The following is a 16,762-nucleotide window of genomic DNA, read 5'->3' on the forward strand; positions in this document are numbered from 1 at the left end:
AGTACCCCCCGAATACTTTATTCTCTATTCCCCGCTGCTCTTTGAAATCACAACGTGTACATATGCATCTTCAGCCAATTCCAGATTATCATCAAAAATAACCGTTAATGGCAAATTATACTCACCTTCTCCGTAATCACTGACATCGATCAATGCCGTCAGGTTATCTGCAGTAAGTGCATTGACTTCACTGGCAATACCTTTGACCTTAAGTGTAACTGCTTTATCAGAAGAACCGGTTACACTTTTCTCGTAAGTATAATCTGTACTGCTCCCCTTCAACGAAACTTTACTTAAAGGCAATTCAAAAGATGTTTCTGTAATCTTCTGTATATCAACAACTAATGCCACCGTTGCTTCCTTATCAGTGAAAACAACACCATCCGGCAGCTGCTCGGCAATATTCTGTGCAATTGATACAGAGTCTTCGATCTTATCATTCTTACCGGATATATCATAATCCTTCAATGTCACCTGATCAATCTTATCCAGATCTTCCTTACGACCGGCAACTGTTACTTCCTTCGGTTCATAAACAGCTGATACCACACGATATCCCTCTGCTACCCGACCGGTTACACCAAAATTAACAGGTACCGTCTTCGTCTGATAAATCGGCACATTCACACTGATATCTGATTGAGAAATATTCAACGTGGAGCTGGATACTTCACTGCCGTTCTGATCTAATAATTTCAACGTTGTATTCGTTGTTATATCAGATGTATTGCTGCTTCCGACAGCAACACTGACATTTGCTTCCGCAATTTGATCAACAACTGATTTCGGACCGGATACCGTCACCATATTCGGTGTCGCAACTCCCTGACCAATATAATATCCTGAAGCAACTTTGCCGCTTGTAACAACCTTTATATTTAGTGACTTCTCAACCAAGTCTTCAATCTCAACCTTCAGTACTGTACTGCTTCCAATGGGTGTGATCTCCAAATTCGGATATTTCGGGCAGGAGACATCCACCATAACAGCGCCTGTAATGGATAACGTAGACAGATCTGCAACCGCAAGAAGATCATCCTTGGATAATCGATTGACAATAGATGTCTTTCCTTTGACCTTTACGCTGACCGTATTGCCCCCTACATAACTGTAGGCTTTGCCTGCTTCCGTAATCTGATCACCATTGATCTCTGTTACGCTGATATCTGAAAACTCCCTTGTATAAACAGGATCTTCAATACTCAACACCACCAGCCACACCAAAACTGCGAGGGCCAATGACAGAATCTTCAGACCAAAATTATGCGTCAGTCTTTCTCTCATTCTTAATCCTCTCCCTCAGTTTTTTTCGCTTGCCCTCATCAACACCCTGGGTTATCTCTGCCAGTTTTGCTTTCAGATCATCCGGAGATACACTTCGGGTCAGTTTACCGCTCTCTGCAATAGAAACCGCACCCGTTTCCTCAGAAACGATAATTGTCAAACTGTCTGAAACTTCACTGATTCCAACACCTGCACGATGTCTCGTACCAAGTTCTTTGCTCAGCTCCATATTGTCACTCAGCGGCAGATAACAAGTCGCAGCCACTACTCTCTGGTTTCTTATGAACACAGCACCATCATGCAGCGGTGTATTATGTTCAAAAATATTCATCAGCAACTGGCTTGAAATCAATGCGTCAATCGGAATACCTGTGCGTTCATATTCATTGAGAATCACCTTCTTCTCCATCACAATCAGCGCACCGGTCTTTACCTTGCTCATCTCAAAAACCGCTTTCACAATTTCGGAGTTGATCTTGTCACGACTTCTTCTGTCTTCCTCTGCAATCACTGCCGATGTTCCGAAAATAGAAAAAATAATATTTTTCCTTCCCAACTGCTCAAGGGCACGCCGCAGCTCCGGCTGAAAAACAATGACAACAACTGTCACAAGCACACCTGCTGTCTTTGACATCAACCACGTCAGCGTAGTGAGATGGAAGAAATAGGAAATCAAAGCAAAGGCTGTCACCACAACAATGCCCTTCAGCAATGTCCACGCCCGCGTATTCTTAACCCAGATCAACAGCTCATAAATAATCACTGTCAAAATCAGGATTTCTACAATATAGGTAAGATGAAATGACTGCGGAAAGCCAATATTGTTCAACATACTCATCCATCTATGCATTTCATATCATCCCCCCTGTCCTGTATAAATCTAATACTTTATTTGTTCTCCTGTGAAGCCTGAACACCATTCTTCACAGATTTCTTTGTCTGAGAATTAACCTTAACGACATTCTTCTCTGCACCTGAAACCGAAATCTTCGGTATCGCCTTCACATAATAATAATAGTCATCGTCCTCAAACTGTACGTATTCTTTTCTGGAATAGTCTACCGCACACTTCATAAACTGCAGCAACATCGCCAATAATGCCCCAATCACCGCACCCGCAACCAGACCAATAATATTGAGATCTATTCCAAAAGCCGCCGCACAGAAAAATGCAACAACGATCTCTGCTGCCGCACCTGCTGCAATTGCAGCATACCACGCATAATCAAATGAAAACTGACTAATAATAAAAACAACTGCCATCGCCACTGCTGCTGCAATCGCATACAGCCAGATCATCTTATCATCTGTTACCTGTCCAATAATTGTACCCATCGCCTCAACGATGGCATCCAGATTAAAGGACATCCCTGTTCCGACAATGGATGCTGCTCCACAGGCATAGCCCAGGAACTTCACCATAAAGAGACCGATCACCGCAGGCACAACCGCATAAGGCGAAAAAAACATCCCCGCCAGAATCGGTATCATAAAATGCATATCATACTGCATCAAAACAGGCACTGCCAGAAGAACCACACTCTGCTCCGGTGCAAACTTCAGAAACATCAGATATAAAATAAGCATCACAACAATTACCAAAGCTCCGATGAGCACCGATAATTTCATCATGTGTGCTGTAATTACAGCCGCAACAATAAAAACTGAAAAGCTGCCCGGAATAATCGAACAGATTAATGACAGCAATACATTTACCATTGGATTATCCAGAATTTCAAAATATCCTAACTGTGAATTCACACAATTAAATACAAACATCATTCCGATAAACTTGGCAATGATCAAAAACCATGTCTCGTATTCTTTGACAAAACGGCTGATCTTATCCCGCATTACAAAAAGCTCTGTCATCTCTTATCCTCCTGTGTCCGGACATTCTTCTCTCCGCACTGATCAATATGACGCAGTATACGGTAATACTTCTTCACCTGCTTGCGACTTGACTGATACTGCCACGAATAATAAACAATACCAATTCCCGTATAGATAACAAGCAGAATAATATAAAGAAGCAGCATTTCTTTCAGCAGCAATCCCAACTGCATATTGGCTGCCATATCAAATATCTCTTCAATCTTATATACAGCATATAGTCCTGCCAACAATATATACGCAATTGTGAGACTAATGCCATTCTTCAAAAGATGCAGTCTGACGTAATCACCCATAAAATACTCATTGCGTCCGAGATCAATACGGCCCTGCCGCTTTTCATAAATCGATGCCTTCGTCATCCAGCGAATTTTCTCCTCATTCAGCATATACAAATCCTTTCTTAACTCTATAAACAAACCCCCAAAGGTATAATGAGTATACCACATTTATACTTTCTATGCCATAATTTAGAGAAAAAAAGTGCTATAAAGCCTTCCTCCGCTTCAGCGTACTGTCAGATCCTTAATGACCTCGCCGGCTATGATCAGTCCGACAACAGATGGCACAAAGGCTGTGCTTCCCGGTACCTGACGTCTCTGCGTGCATGCCCTTGCACTCCCCGGAGGACAAATACAATGTGATCTGCAGCTGTTTTCCGTATCATCAATCGGCGTCAGTGCTTTTTCTTTTGAATACACAACCTTCAGTTTCTTAATTCCTCTTTTCTTCAGTTCACGCCGCATCACCTTCGCCAGAGGGCATACAGATGTCTTATAAATGTCTGCCACTTCAAAAGCTGTCGGATCCAGCTTATTGCCTGCCCCCATGGAACTGATGATCGGTGTTCCCGCTTTCTGTGCGGCTTCCACCAGCATAATTTTGCCTGTCACCGTATCAATGGCATCTACAACATAATCATACGATGCAAAATCAAATTCATCCGCGGTATCCGGCACAAAAAATGTCTTGTACGTATTCACAACCGCATCAGGATTAATATCCAGGACTCTCTCCTTTGCTGCATCTACCTTGTACTGTCCAATAGTTTTTCTTGTGGCAATGATCTGACGATTGATATTGGTCAGACACACTTTATCGTCATCGATCAGATTCAATGTACCGACACCGCTTCTGGCCAGGGCTTCAACTGTAAAACCGCCTACGCCGCCAATCCCAAAAACTGCCACTCTGGCATTTTTCAGTTTTTCCATATTGTCATGTCCCAGCAGTAATTCTGTTCTAGAAAACTGATTCAGCATAATTTTCTCCTTATATTTAGCCGCGGTATCTGTTCAGCACCGCATAAATTTCCTGTTTTCTCGGACGTGCCAGACCACAGGGCACATAACCGCTGCAAAAGGCCTGCCATCCTCTTGCATCAAATATTTTCTCTACACCGTCCACCGTCTCCTGTACAGTCTGTACTGTCTGATTCTTTTCCAGAAGATAACGCATAAAATACGCCAGTGCGGCCGTCTGTTCGCTGTCTGCCAGCTGCTCCACATATCTCAGATCCACTGTTTCTTTGTCAAGGACCATTGTTTCTCTGCCCATGACTTTCACTTTCATAGCACGCGGTCTCTCAGAACCGCCGGATCCCTGACGTCCTCTTCGTCTGCCGCAGTCTCTTCCGCCGTGCATCTGTTCCCGCTTGTGTCCGGCTGACGGATTCTTTCTGTCAAAGGCCGGCATCTCAAACTGTGCCGAAGTGATCTGCCCGTTCTCATTTTGTCCACAGATTTCTCTGACTTTATCCGTGATATCCACTACATGATAACGATCCATCTGAATAACTCTGTCTGCTTCATAAAAGAAAGCTCCTGAGCTTCCGGCAACAAGAATTGTGGATATTCCGGCCTGCTCATACAGTGCACGCATTCGCTCGATAAACGGTGTGATTGGTTCCTTTTTTCTTGAAATTACACGCTGCATCAGTGCATCCCGCACCATAAAATTCGTAGCCGATGTATCTTCATCAATCAAAAGCAGTCTGGTCCCTGCTTCCATACTCTCCACAACTCCGGCTGCCTGGGAAGTACTGCCACTGGCATCCATCGTTGAAAAACAGCTGGTATCTCTGCCGTTCGGAAGATCATTAATAAACATCGAGATATCTACATTTCTCACAGAGCGGCCATCCTCCGCTCTTAATTTGACAGCTGTTTCATCTGTGATTACCAATTCTCTGCCGTCACCGCCAATATGATCATATACACCATTCTGCAATGCTTCAAGCAAGGTTGACTTGCCGTGATAACCGCCTCCGACGATCAGAGTGATACCTTCCGGAATCGCCATACCACTGACTTTCCCTCGATGAGGCAATTCGATCACTTTCTCTAATGTATCCGGAGACTGAAAAGGTACGCTCCCTGACATCGGCAATTCAGACACGCCGCTTTTTCTCGGCAAAATAGAACCATTTGCTGCAAAAGCGACCCAATGATTTTCGGCAAGTATTTTTCTTAATACATTCTGATCTTCTGCCAACCAGACTGCCTGCTCCACTTTCTGATGGTCCAGCCGTCTCCAGCACAAAGCATTTTCAATACATTCAGGCAAAAACTCAAACAATATCTTTTCAAGCTCTTTTGCCTGAATCGTCCTTCCAGATGCCGGAAATCCCACATGAAATCTGAGAATAATTCCCACAGCATCAATCTCACAGGCACTGCGCTCAAGTACCTCCTGTCCGCATCTGCTGATACTCATCAGTCCGCTCTTTCCTGAACCCTTTGCTTTAAAATTATATTTTTCAAACTGCCGTCCTGCTTCACGGACAATATAATCTCTCAATGCAATTTCCCCACAATTGCTCTCATAATACCTCTCCGGTATTCCCGCCTGCCGGTGAGGCATTTCCACATGCAGACTGGAGGGAGATGCAAAAGGATCTCCCTGTACATGATCAATGATTAATTTATATTTTTCAAACTGATAGGTTCCGGCCAGTGACTTATATGCAGGATAACTTCTCCTGTCCATTCCACGCAGTTCTTTACGAAGTTCTTCAGCCGTTCGCATGATATTTACTCCTTTCGGCCATTTTGACTCTTCCTATTTTATTACAACTCTATCCATCGGTCAATGACGGATAAAAGAAAAACGACCATCACTGAATTTTCTTTCGTTCAGTATGGTCGTTTTTATTCTACATAGACATATCTTTATCCAATTTCAAAATCCATTACAAAAACATCAGCGCATGATAAACCAGGAATGCACAGATCCAGGCAATAGCACACTGCAGAATCACAACTCCAATGGCCCACTTCTGTCCCAGCTCTCTTCTAATTGATGCGATCGCTGCTACACAAGGCGTATAAAGTAAACAGAAAACAAGTAATGCTGCCGCTGCCTTTGTTGAAATCAGTGATGTCAGGGCTGCCGTTGATCCAAACAGAATAGATAATGTGGAAACAACGCTCTCTTTGGCAATAAAGCCGGTGATCAATGCTGTTGATATTCTCCAGTCACCGAATCCAAGCGGTGCAAAAACAGGTGCGATAACGCCGGCAATCCCCGCCAGGATACTGTCTTTGGACTCTGTCACCATATTCAGATGCGGACTGAATGTTGTAAGGAACCAGACAATAATCGTTGCAAGGAATATAACCGTAAATGCTCGCTGAAGAAAATCTTTGGCCTTATCCCACAAAAGCTGCAGAACATTTTTGGCTCCAGGCATTCTGTAATTCGGCAGCTCCATAACAAACGGCACTGCATCCCCCTTGAAAATACTATTTTTGGCAATCATTGCCACTAAGATGCCTACTGCAATACCGCCAAAATAGAGTGCAACCATGATCAGACCACTATACTTCGGAAAGAAAGCCGCTGTAAAGAATCCGTAAATCGGCAGTTTGGCTGTACAGCTCATAAACGGTATCAGCATGATCGTCATCTTACGGTCTCGTTCCGACGGCAGTGTTCTGCTGGCCATAACTCCCGGCACTGAACACCCAAAACCAATCAGCATCGGTACAATGCTTCGTCCCGAAAGTCCGATCTTTCTCAGCAGCTTATCCATAACGAAAGCCACTCTGGCCATGTAACCTGTATCCTCCAGAAGGGACAGGAAGAAGAACAACGTCACGATGATTGGCAGGAAGCTTAACACACTGCCGACACCATTAAAAATGCCGTTAATAATCAACGAATGCAGGGCATCATTCACATTCCACGCAGTCATTCCGGCATCTGCCAGCTCCGTCAGCCATCCGATGAACTGTTCAAGCAGTCCCTGCAGCCATGCACCGATCACATTAAATGTCAGCCAGAAAACCAACGCCATAATACCGATAAAAGATGGAATAGCTGTATATTTGCCGGTAAGGATCTGATCAATCTTACGGCTTCTCTCGCGCTCCTTACTTTCATGCGGTTTGACCACACATGCTTCTGTCAGGTGCTGGATAAATGCAAAACGCATATCCGCAATGGCCGCTGCACGATCAAGTCCGCGCTCCTCCTCCATCTGACAGATAATATGCTCCAGCATCTCCTGCTCATTCTGTGACAGTTTCAAAGCTTCCAGGATGCCGCTGTCGCCCTCCACCAGCTTTGTGGCCGCAAAGCGCACCGGGATGCCGGCCTGTATGGCATGATCTTCAATCAGATGCATAATACCATGCAGACAGCGGTGAACCGCACCGCCATGGTCACTCTCATCGCAGAAATCTTTTCTTCCTCGGCATTCCTGATACTTCGCCACATGCAGCGCATGACTGGCCAACTCTTCAATTCCTTCATTCTTCGCTGCCGAAATCGGTACAACCGGAATTCCAAGAAGTGCCTCCATCTCATTGATATCAACGGTTCCGCCATTGCCGCGCATCTCGTCCATCATATTCAATGCCAGCACCATCGGTACATCCAGTTCCATCAGCTGCATGGTCAGATAAAGATTTCTCTCAATGTTGGTTGCATCTACAATATTAATAATACCTGTCGGCTTTTCCTCAAGAATAAACTGCCGTGAGACAATTTCCTCACTTGTATAGGGTGACAGGGAATAAATACCCGGCAAATCTGTCACCAGTGTATCCTCATGCCCTCTGATCACACCGCTCTTGCGGTCCACAGTAACTCCCGGGAAATTGCCGACATGCTGATTGGCACCGGTCAGCTGGTTAAACAGTGTCGTCTTACCACAATTCTGATTGCCTGCCAGTGCAAATGTCAGTGTTGTCCCATCCGGAAGCGGATGCTCAGTCTCCTTCTCATGATATTTGCCGCCTTCACCAAGACCGGGATGATCCGTAAAGCGCCCGCTTTCCTTCAATCTTCCATCTTTTCTCGCCTTAGAGGCTTCATGTTCGGCTCCTGCCTTCTGAACTTCTTCAATCTCTATCTGCTCAGCATCTGCCAGTCTCAGCGTCAGCTCATAGCCGTGAAGCCTCAATTCCATTGGGTCTCCCATCGGTGCATACTTCACAAGTGTTACTTCCACGCCCGGAATCATGCCCATATCCAGAAAATGCTGGCGCAGGGCACCGCTTCCGCCGACAGTCAGAATCACGGCAGATTCGCCTGTCTGTAAATCTCTTAAAGTCATCTTACGTCTCCTATTGATAAAAAAAATCAATTCTTACGGAGTTAGTCTATCCTTATTAATAATTTTTGTCAATAGCTGTTCGGGCAGAATATTCTATGCAAAAATCGCGTACATCGAAATGTACGCGATCTGAATCCTGCTTTTGAATGTTCTTTTGTTTTTAATCTTATCCTTAAACTGCCAAAAACATTTTAAAGACCACCAGCCTTGGATGCCATCTTACGCACCTGGCGTCCGATCAGCACAGCCAGTACCGTCAAAATAATATCCTTTGGCACAAAAGCTGTCAGAGAATAAATGATAATTCCCTTCAGATCACTTCCTGAAAGTAATGCCCACTGCAGTGCACCTACACTCTCACAGACAGCCAGTCCAACCAAAGATAAAATGATATTCAGGGCAACATTGAGTTTTGTATTCTGAGTCTTTGGCTGGATACCGCATAAAATCGTCATCACCGGCCATGCAATAATGTAACCGCCTGTCAGACCTGTCAGGACAGAAAGACCGCCTTTAAAATTAGCAAAAACAGGAACGCCGACAGCACCGATTAAAATATACACAAGAACCGCCAGAACACCTCTCTTCCAGCCAAGAATCACTCCCACCAGAGCAACCGCAAAAACCTGCACCGTAATCGGGACACCTGTCGGCATCGGCAGGGAAACCTGGGACATAACCGCCAGGAATGCGGCAAACATGCCGGCCAACACAATATTCTTCACCGAAATTCTGTTTGAAAATTCATTTTCCATGGTAACAACTCCTCTACATCTCTTTTTAATGCAGAAACAAGCATTTCCAAAAAAAGAATCATTCAAGAAAAGCTGTTCAATCAGTAGTTTAAAGCAGGCCGCTCTCGCTGCCCGCCGCTGGCAACGGTACATAAGGTGCTAAGAAACAGCACCTAAGTACCGACCGCGTCGGAAGCACCTGCATTTAAATCTACTGATTGAACAACTTTATCCGTGTAAAACTATAACTTTTTTTGCAAATGCTTGTTTCTTTCATTCAAATAAAAATTTCTGATGTTGGTATTGTAAACCATGAAAAGCCTATTGTCAACCTTTTTTATATTTAAGTTAACAATAGGTCCATAGCTACACTTCCCTATAACCCCTACGGCTTAAATAATATTTGCGAAACTCACAGCCTTTGAAAATATTGAGGTATTTAACAGTCGTATAACCTTGAATTATTAAGGCAAAACTCAATAAACCTCATTATCGATTGAATCGCTGCATCTGAATAATGCAGTGATTCAATCAATTCACAGCCTTCGTGTTTTGCCGCTACGAAACTGTTAAATATCTCAACAGTTCAATACCCTTGAAGTTTCGCACACCTCTTTACGCCTGAGAGTAAATCTCGATAACCATCTGCGCTGTCTCTACCATGTTAGTTCCGTTATCCATGCTGCATTTCTGTATGTACCTGTGGGCTTCGATCTCGGACATATTCTTTGTCTCCATCAAAAGGCTTTTGGCATGCTCAAGCAAGGCTCTCTCAGCGGATGAACGCTCCTTCGGCTTTTCTCTGCGCTTCTTGCGTCGGCGCATAATGGTTGTCTCAATGGCCTGCAATGTTGTAAACAGATCATAGACTTTGACCGGCATGGGAATTTTAATAACGTTGTACTCAAAAATATGGCTCAGATTACCCGGAGAGGCCATAACGATCATCTGCCATGTATCCGGAAGATCCGCCAGAAGGTCACTGTAAGTCATATCCTGGTACTTATAGCCCGACACAACAATGCCGTCGGAGCCTTCCATCTGATCAACTGCCTGACTGACAGCGGCTCCGTTGGTACAGACAGTGACCACATTATGCCCGTGCCTCATCAGAAGGTTGCGGATATTAATGCCATCCTTCTGGCTTGAAAAGACAACGATAATATTAACCACCCTTTTCCACCTCCATTAATGATTCATCAAGAAGGGGAAAAAATTAAATTTTGTACAGATACTGTTCAATCTCCCAGTTTGTGATCTGTCTGCGATATTCATCCCATTCCGCGTATTTTGCCTCGATGTATTTGCTGCTGGCATGTTTGCCCAGAGTATCACAGATATACTGATCGGCCTCAAGCTCTTTAACTGCATCAAAAAGATTCAGCGGCAGTTCTTCAATGCTTTCTGCTGCTTTTTCTGTTGCTGTCATCTCAAAAATATTCTTATCCACATTCGGCATCGGCATTTTCTTTTCTTTTAAGCCTTCTAAACCCGCTGCCAGGCATGCTGCCAGTACAAGATACGGGTTGCCGGCCGGATCAGGACTTCTGAGTTCAATACGACGTCCGGTTCCTCGGGTTGCCGGAATACGGATCAGCGGGCTTCTGTTGATGGACGACCAGGCAATATGCACCGGTGCCTCATACCCCGGTACAAGCCGCTTATAGGAATTGACCAGCGGATTCGTCAATGCCATCAGACCTTTTGCATGCTTTAACAGACCGGCCAGGAAATAATAGGCTTCTTTGCTGAGACCATTCTCATCATTCGGATCACCAAAAATATTGTTGCCATCCTGGTCATCCAGTGACATGTTGATATGCATGCCGGAACCAGGCACACCGTAAACCGGCTTCGGCATAAAGGACGCATGAAGACCATGGCGTTTCGCAATGGATTTGACAACCAGCTTGAAGGTTTCAATATTGTCCGCTGTATGAAGAGCATCTGTATACTTAAAGTCAATCTCATGCTGTGCCGGTGCAACTTCATGATGGGATGCCTCGATTTCAAATCCCATATCCTCAAGGGTCAGTACCATATCACGTCTTGCATTTTCACCAAGGTCAATAGGACCAAGATCAAAATAACCGCCTTTTTCATGGGTTTCTGTCGTCGGCATACCGTAATCATCTGTATGGAAAAGGAAGAATTCCAGTTCAGGACCGACATTGAATGTATAGCCCATCGCATCTGCCTCTTTGATCACTTTCTTTAAAATATAACGGGGATCGCCCTCAAAAGGTTCACCATTCGGTTTGTAAACATCGCAGATCAGACGTGCCACCTTGCCCTGCTGCGGACGCCACGGAAAGATCTCAAATGTATTCAGGTCAGGTACCAGATACATATCGGATTCTTCGATTCTGGCAAAGCCTTCGATCGAAGAGCCGTCAAACATACAGCCATTGTCCAGTACTTTTTCAATCTGACTGGCTGTGATCGCCACATTCTTCAATGCTCCGAAAATATCCGTAAACTGGAGTCGGATAAATTCAACATCATCATCTTCCACCATCTGAATAATGTCCTTTTTTGTATATTTTGCCATTACGCTCTCTCCTTATATTAAGATAGTTCAACTATATCAATAATGCCCTTTCTTTGTCAATATTGTAAAAAATTTACGTCAGGCATATACAAAAAGACCGCAAAAGGGCAGGGAATTCTCACTCCACACACTGCCCCCTTGCAGCCTTTTCCATATTTTGTATTTAGTTTAGCATACTTTTTCTCAATTGACCAGCATGAATCTTTTCATACCGTCAAAAATGTCAGAAGCTTTTAGATTTCTGCGATATCAATCACGGAAAGTGTCTCCATATTGGCATTTTCAAGGCTTGTTACCAATGCTGCCGCTGTATCCAAGGATGTCAGACATGTGCATCCTGTCTCAATGGCATTTCGACGGATCAGGAAACCATCTCTGCTCTTATCACGACCCTGTGTCGGTGTATCGATAACAAGGTCGACTTCACCGGCAAGGATCAGATCCAGCGCATTTGGTGAGCCTGCAGAAATCTTTTTGATCTTGATGGCAGGAATGCCATTCTCAATGAGCTTATCTGCAGTGCTGCGGGTTGCATAGATGGTATAACCCAATTTCTGGAAGCGTGCTGCGATCGGTACTAATTCATCTTTGTCCGCATCATTGACTGTACAGATCATCTTCTTTGTCCGCGGCAGATTGATGCCGGCACCGATAAATGATTTGTACAGGGCTTCCTCAAATGTCTTGGCAATACCAAGAACTTCGCCCGTTGACTTCATTTCAGGTCCAAGGCTTGTCTCGGCACCACGCAGTTTCTCGAATGAGAATACCGGCTGTTTGATGGCAATATAATCTGCTTTCTTCTGAAGACCCGGCTCATAACCAAGCTCTCTGATCGTCTTGCCCACGATACATTTTGATGCAATATCGACAATCGGAATACCTGTTACCTTGCTGATATAAGGTACCGTACGGCTTGAACGAGGGTTTACTTCAATAACATAAACCTCTTCTTGATATACAATAAACTGAATGTTCAGAAGACCTTTGACATGCAGGCCTTTCGCCAGTTTCGCTGTGTAGTCTTCAATCTTGTCAATAACGGCATCGCTCAAATGCTGTGCAGGATAGATGGAAATACTGTCACCGCTGTGGATACCGGCTCTCTCAATATGTTCCATGATGCCAGGGATCAGGACATCTTTGCCGTCGCAGACACCATCCACTTCGACTTCCTTACCCATCAGATACTTATCGATCAGGATCGGATGTTCCTGAACTGTCTGATTGATAATATTCATAAATTCGACAATATCGCCGTCATTAACTGCAATCTGCATACCCTGTCCGCCAAGAACATAGGAAGGACGGATCAGTACCGGGTAACCCAGATGGTTGGCTGCCTTCAATGCTTCTTCTGTTGTGAATACTGTTGTGCCTGCAGGTCTCGGGATCTTACACTTCTCAAGGATTTCATCAAACAGCTCTCTGTCTTCAGCTGCATCTACATCCTCTGCCTGTGTACCGTAAATCGGCACACCCATCTTCATGATGGCCTGTGTCAGTTTAATGGCTGTCTGGCCGCCGAACTGAACAACCGCACCGTCCGGATGCTCCAAACGAACGATATTCTCCACATCTTCAGGTGTTAATGGTTCGAAATACAGTTTATCTGCAATATCAAAGTCCGTGCTGACTGTTTCCGGGTTGTTGTTGACAATAATTGTCTCATAACCGCAGTCTGCGAATGCCCATACACTGTGAACGGAGCAGTAGTCAAACTCTATACCCTGACCGATACGGATTGGGCCTGAACCCAGTACAAGGACTTTCTTACGCATCTTCTCGCCAACTTCAACTTCATTTTCATTGCCGAAGCATGAATAATAATATGGTGTTTCGGATTCAAACTCAGCTGCACATGTATCAACCATCTTGAATGCTGCAACGATATCGTTTCTGTAACGATAAGCTTTCACTTCTGCTTCGGACTGATGTGTAAACTCAGCAATGGCCTTATCAGGGAATTCCATACGCTTTGCTTCTTTCATCAGTTCAACAGACATCGGCTCTGTTTTCAGACGCTGTTCCATCTTGACAAGGTTGGCGATCTTATCCAGGAACCAGAGATCGATCTTATTGATGGCATGGATTTCTTCCAGTGTATAACCACGACGAATAGCCTCTGCGATACAGAAAAGACGTCTGTCATCAATTCTATATAAATGTTCTTTCAGTTCTTCATCTGTCAGCTCATGGTATTTGCCGTAATCCAGGCTGTAAATATTCTGTTCCAGAGAACGGATGGCTTTCATCAGCGCACCTTCGAAATTCTGGCAGATACTCATAACCTCGCCTGTGGCTTTCATCTGAGTCGTCAGTGTACGTTTCGCTGTAATAAATTTATCAAAAGGCCATTTCGGGATTTTGACAACCACATAATCAAGGGCCGGTTCAAAGCTGGCGTATGTTTTGCCGGTAACCGCATTCTTGATTTCATCCAAGGCATAACCCAGAGCGATCTTGGCAGCAACTTTGGCGATCGGGTAACCCGTTGCCTTGGAAGCTAACGCTGAAGAACGGGATACACGCGGATTAACCTCGATAACACAATATTCAAAACTGTTTGGATTCAGTGCATACTGTACGTTGCAGCCGCCGTGGATATCCAGTTCCTGAATGATGTTCAGAGCAGATGTACGAAGCATCTGATACTCTTTATCCCCCAGAGTCTGTGAAGGTGCCACAACGATACTGTCGCCTGTATGAACGCCCACAGGATCGATATTCTCCATATTACATACGGTAATGCAGTTGCCGTAGCTGTCTCGGATTACTTCATATTCAATTTCTTTCCAACCGCCGATATAGCGTTCAACAAGGACCTGACCGACACGGCTCAGTCTCAGACCATTGCTGGCAATATCATGCAGCTGCTGTGCATCATGTGCAATACCGCCGCCGCTGCCGCCCAGTGTATAAGCTGGTCTGATAACAACCGGATAACCGTTCTTCTCTGCAAAATCAAAACATCCCTGAAGTGTTGTGCAGACTTCACTGGCTGCACATGGCTCGCCGATCTTCTCCATTGTCTCTTTGAATGCCAGACGGTCTTCGGCTTTCTTGATGGTCTGTGAAGAAGTACCGATCATTCTGACACGATTTTCAACCAGGAATCCGCTCTCATCCAGCTCCATAGCCAGATTCAGTGCAGCCTGTCCGCCAAGTGTCGGAAGAATGCTGTCCGGTTCTTCTTTCTTGATAATCTTCTTCAAAACCTCTGTTGTCAGCGGTTCAATATACACTTTGTCCGCAATCTGTTTATCCGTCATGATGGTTGCCGGATTGGAATTGACCAGTACAACCTCAATACCTTCTTCTTTCAGAGAACGGCAGGCCTGTGTACCTGCATAATCAAACTCTGCTGCCTGTCCTATGACAATCGGACCAGAACCAATAACCAGAACTTTTTTAATACTATTATTCTTCGGCATCTTTATTGACCTCCATCATGTCTATGAATTTATCGAAAAGGAACGCTGTATCCTGTGGACCCGGGCAGGCTTCAGGATGGAACTGCACCGTAAAAATATTCTTGCCAAGGTAATGCAGACCTTCTGTGCTGGCATCATTGGCATTAATGAAACTGATCTCAGCTACATCTTCCGGTACTGTCTTATCTGCTACCACATAACCATGGTTCTGTGAAGACATATACACACGGCCTGTTGTCAGATCTTTGACCGGATGATTGGCACCTCTATGCCCCCATTTCATCTTTCTTGTATCAGCGCCATTGGCCAGCGCCATCAGCTGATGTCCAAGACAGATTGCAAAAATCGGAATATTTGTTGCATAAAGCTTCTTCAGTTCTTCAATGATCGGTCCGCAATCCTTTGGGTCGCCGGGGCCGTTTGACAGCATAATACCGTCCGGATTGGAAGCAATAATCTCTTCGGCAGATGTATACGCCGGATAAATCGTTACTTCACATCCGCGCTCATTCAGGGATTTGGCAATGTTTTTCTTTGCGCCGAAATCCATCAAAGCTACTTTCATGCCGTCACCCGGAAGGACTGTCTTCTCCTTGCAGCTGACACGTTTTACCGCATCTGTTACTTTGTAAGCCTTAATCTTCGGAAGAACCTCTTCCAGAACAAAATTTTCATTGGTTGTGATCATGCCGTTCATTGTACCGTAGTTTCTCAGACGTTTTGTCAATGCACGTGTATCAATGCCCTGGATGCCGGCGATATCATGATCCACCAGAAATTTTTCAAGTTTATCTTCACTTCTGAAGTTGCTTGGGCTATTGGAGATCTCTCTGACGATATAACCGTCTACATAAGATTCCGGATCCTCCATATCCTCATAACATACACCATAATTGCCAATCAACGGATACGTCATAACGACAGACTGGCCGCAATAGGACGGATCTGTTAAAATTTCCAAATAACCTGTCATAGATGTATTAAACACAATTTCACTGATAACTTCTCTGGTAGAACCGATGCTTTCTCCTTCATAAACAGTACCGTCTGCCAAAATCAGAAACGCTTTCATTTTCTCACCTGATCCTTTCTCCTAATTTGCAAAAAAAAAAGATAATTTCATGTCAAAAATAGAAAAGACAATAACATGAAACCTCTTTTTTTAAGTTAATAAATATAAACAAGAAATGGAGAGTTTTGTATAAATATGCATTTTCAAACTTTGCGAATATAACCACATCATTGATACTTCCACTCCTGTCCTTTTTTGTAAATAACTTCCAAAAGTCACTTATATTCAATATCT

The 16,762-nt window shown here is 44.3% G+C and carries 12 protein-coding genes; all 12 read right to left on the reverse strand.

Annotated elements, in window-relative coordinates; genetic code table 11:
- Positions 1-24: 24 nt before the first annotated feature.
- The 12 genes from HED67_RS16315 to HED67_RS16370 all read right to left on the reverse strand — a co-directional run bounded on the left by HED67_RS16315 (position 25) and on the right by HED67_RS16370 (position 16,528).
- A complete protein-coding gene (locus HED67_RS16315) occupies positions 25-1,284 on the reverse strand; it encodes a CdaR family protein (RefSeq protein WP_221718907.1) in 1,260 nt (419 codons plus the stop codon).
- A complete protein-coding gene (cdaA, locus tag HED67_RS16320; RefSeq protein WP_221718908.1) occupies positions 1,262-2,134 on the reverse strand; it encodes a diadenylate cyclase CdaA in 873 nt (290 codons plus the stop codon). The genes HED67_RS16315 and cdaA overlap by 23 nt, the downstream gene beginning before the upstream one ends.
- A 38-nt stretch (positions 2,135-2,172) precedes the next feature.
- Entirely contained in the window at positions 2,173-3,156 is a 984-nt protein-coding gene (locus HED67_RS16325; protein WP_215633240.1) for a hypothetical protein, read from the reverse strand.
- Entirely contained in the window at positions 3,153-3,539 is a 387-nt protein-coding gene (locus HED67_RS16330) for a hypothetical protein (protein WP_178437803.1), read from the reverse strand. Before HED67_RS16330 ends, HED67_RS16325 begins: the two co-directional genes overlap by 4 nt.
- A 144-nt stretch (positions 3,540-3,683) precedes the next feature.
- A complete protein-coding gene (locus tag HED67_RS16335) occupies positions 3,684-4,439 on the reverse strand; it encodes a tRNA threonylcarbamoyladenosine dehydratase (RefSeq protein ID WP_221718909.1) in 756 nt (251 codons plus the stop codon).
- 16 nt (positions 4,440-4,455) lie between these two features.
- Positions 4,456-6,204 (reverse strand): ABC-ATPase domain-containing protein, encoded by a 1,749-nt coding sequence (locus HED67_RS16340; RefSeq protein ID WP_221718910.1) that lies wholly within the window; start codon positions 6,202-6,204, stop codon positions 4,456-4,458.
- A gap of 163 nt (positions 6,205-6,367) precedes the next feature.
- A complete protein-coding gene (feoB, locus tag HED67_RS16345) occupies positions 6,368-8,737 on the reverse strand; it encodes a ferrous iron transport protein B (RefSeq protein WP_178437809.1) in 2,370 nt (789 codons plus the stop codon).
- Positions 8,738-8,928: 191 nt separating this feature from the next.
- Positions 8,929-9,492 carry a biotin transporter BioY gene (locus tag HED67_RS16350; RefSeq protein WP_178437811.1) on the reverse strand — a complete coding sequence of 188 codons (564 nt, stop codon included), beginning with the start codon at positions 9,490-9,492 and terminating at the stop codon, positions 8,929-8,931.
- 594 nt (positions 9,493-10,086) lie between these two features.
- Positions 10,087-10,644, reverse strand: a complete 558-nt coding sequence (locus HED67_RS16355) for an ANTAR domain-containing response regulator (RefSeq protein ID WP_221718911.1) — start codon at positions 10,642-10,644, stop codon at positions 10,087-10,089.
- A 43-nt stretch (positions 10,645-10,687) separates the two neighbouring features.
- Positions 10,688-12,022 (reverse strand): type I glutamate--ammonia ligase, encoded by a 1,335-nt coding sequence (gene glnA, locus HED67_RS16360; RefSeq protein WP_221718912.1) that lies wholly within the window; start codon positions 12,020-12,022, stop codon positions 10,688-10,690.
- Positions 12,023-12,255: 233 nt separating this feature from the next.
- Positions 12,256-15,456: a carbamoyl-phosphate synthase large subunit gene (gene carB / locus HED67_RS16365; protein ID WP_015515299.1), complete on the reverse strand. Its 3,201-nt coding sequence runs from the start codon at positions 15,454-15,456 to the stop codon at positions 12,256-12,258.
- Positions 15,443-16,528, reverse strand: coding sequence for a carbamoyl phosphate synthase small subunit (locus HED67_RS16370; protein WP_178437817.1), 1,086 nt, complete (start codon positions 16,526-16,528; stop codon positions 15,443-15,445). Before HED67_RS16370 ends, carB begins: the two co-directional genes overlap by 14 nt.
- Positions 16,529-16,762 lie beyond the last annotated feature (234 nt).

The organism is Pseudocoprococcus catus, from assembly GCF_019734885.1.
In the GTDB taxonomy this organism is placed as follows: domain Bacteria; phylum Bacillota; class Clostridia; order Lachnospirales; family Lachnospiraceae; genus Coprococcus_A; species Coprococcus_A catus.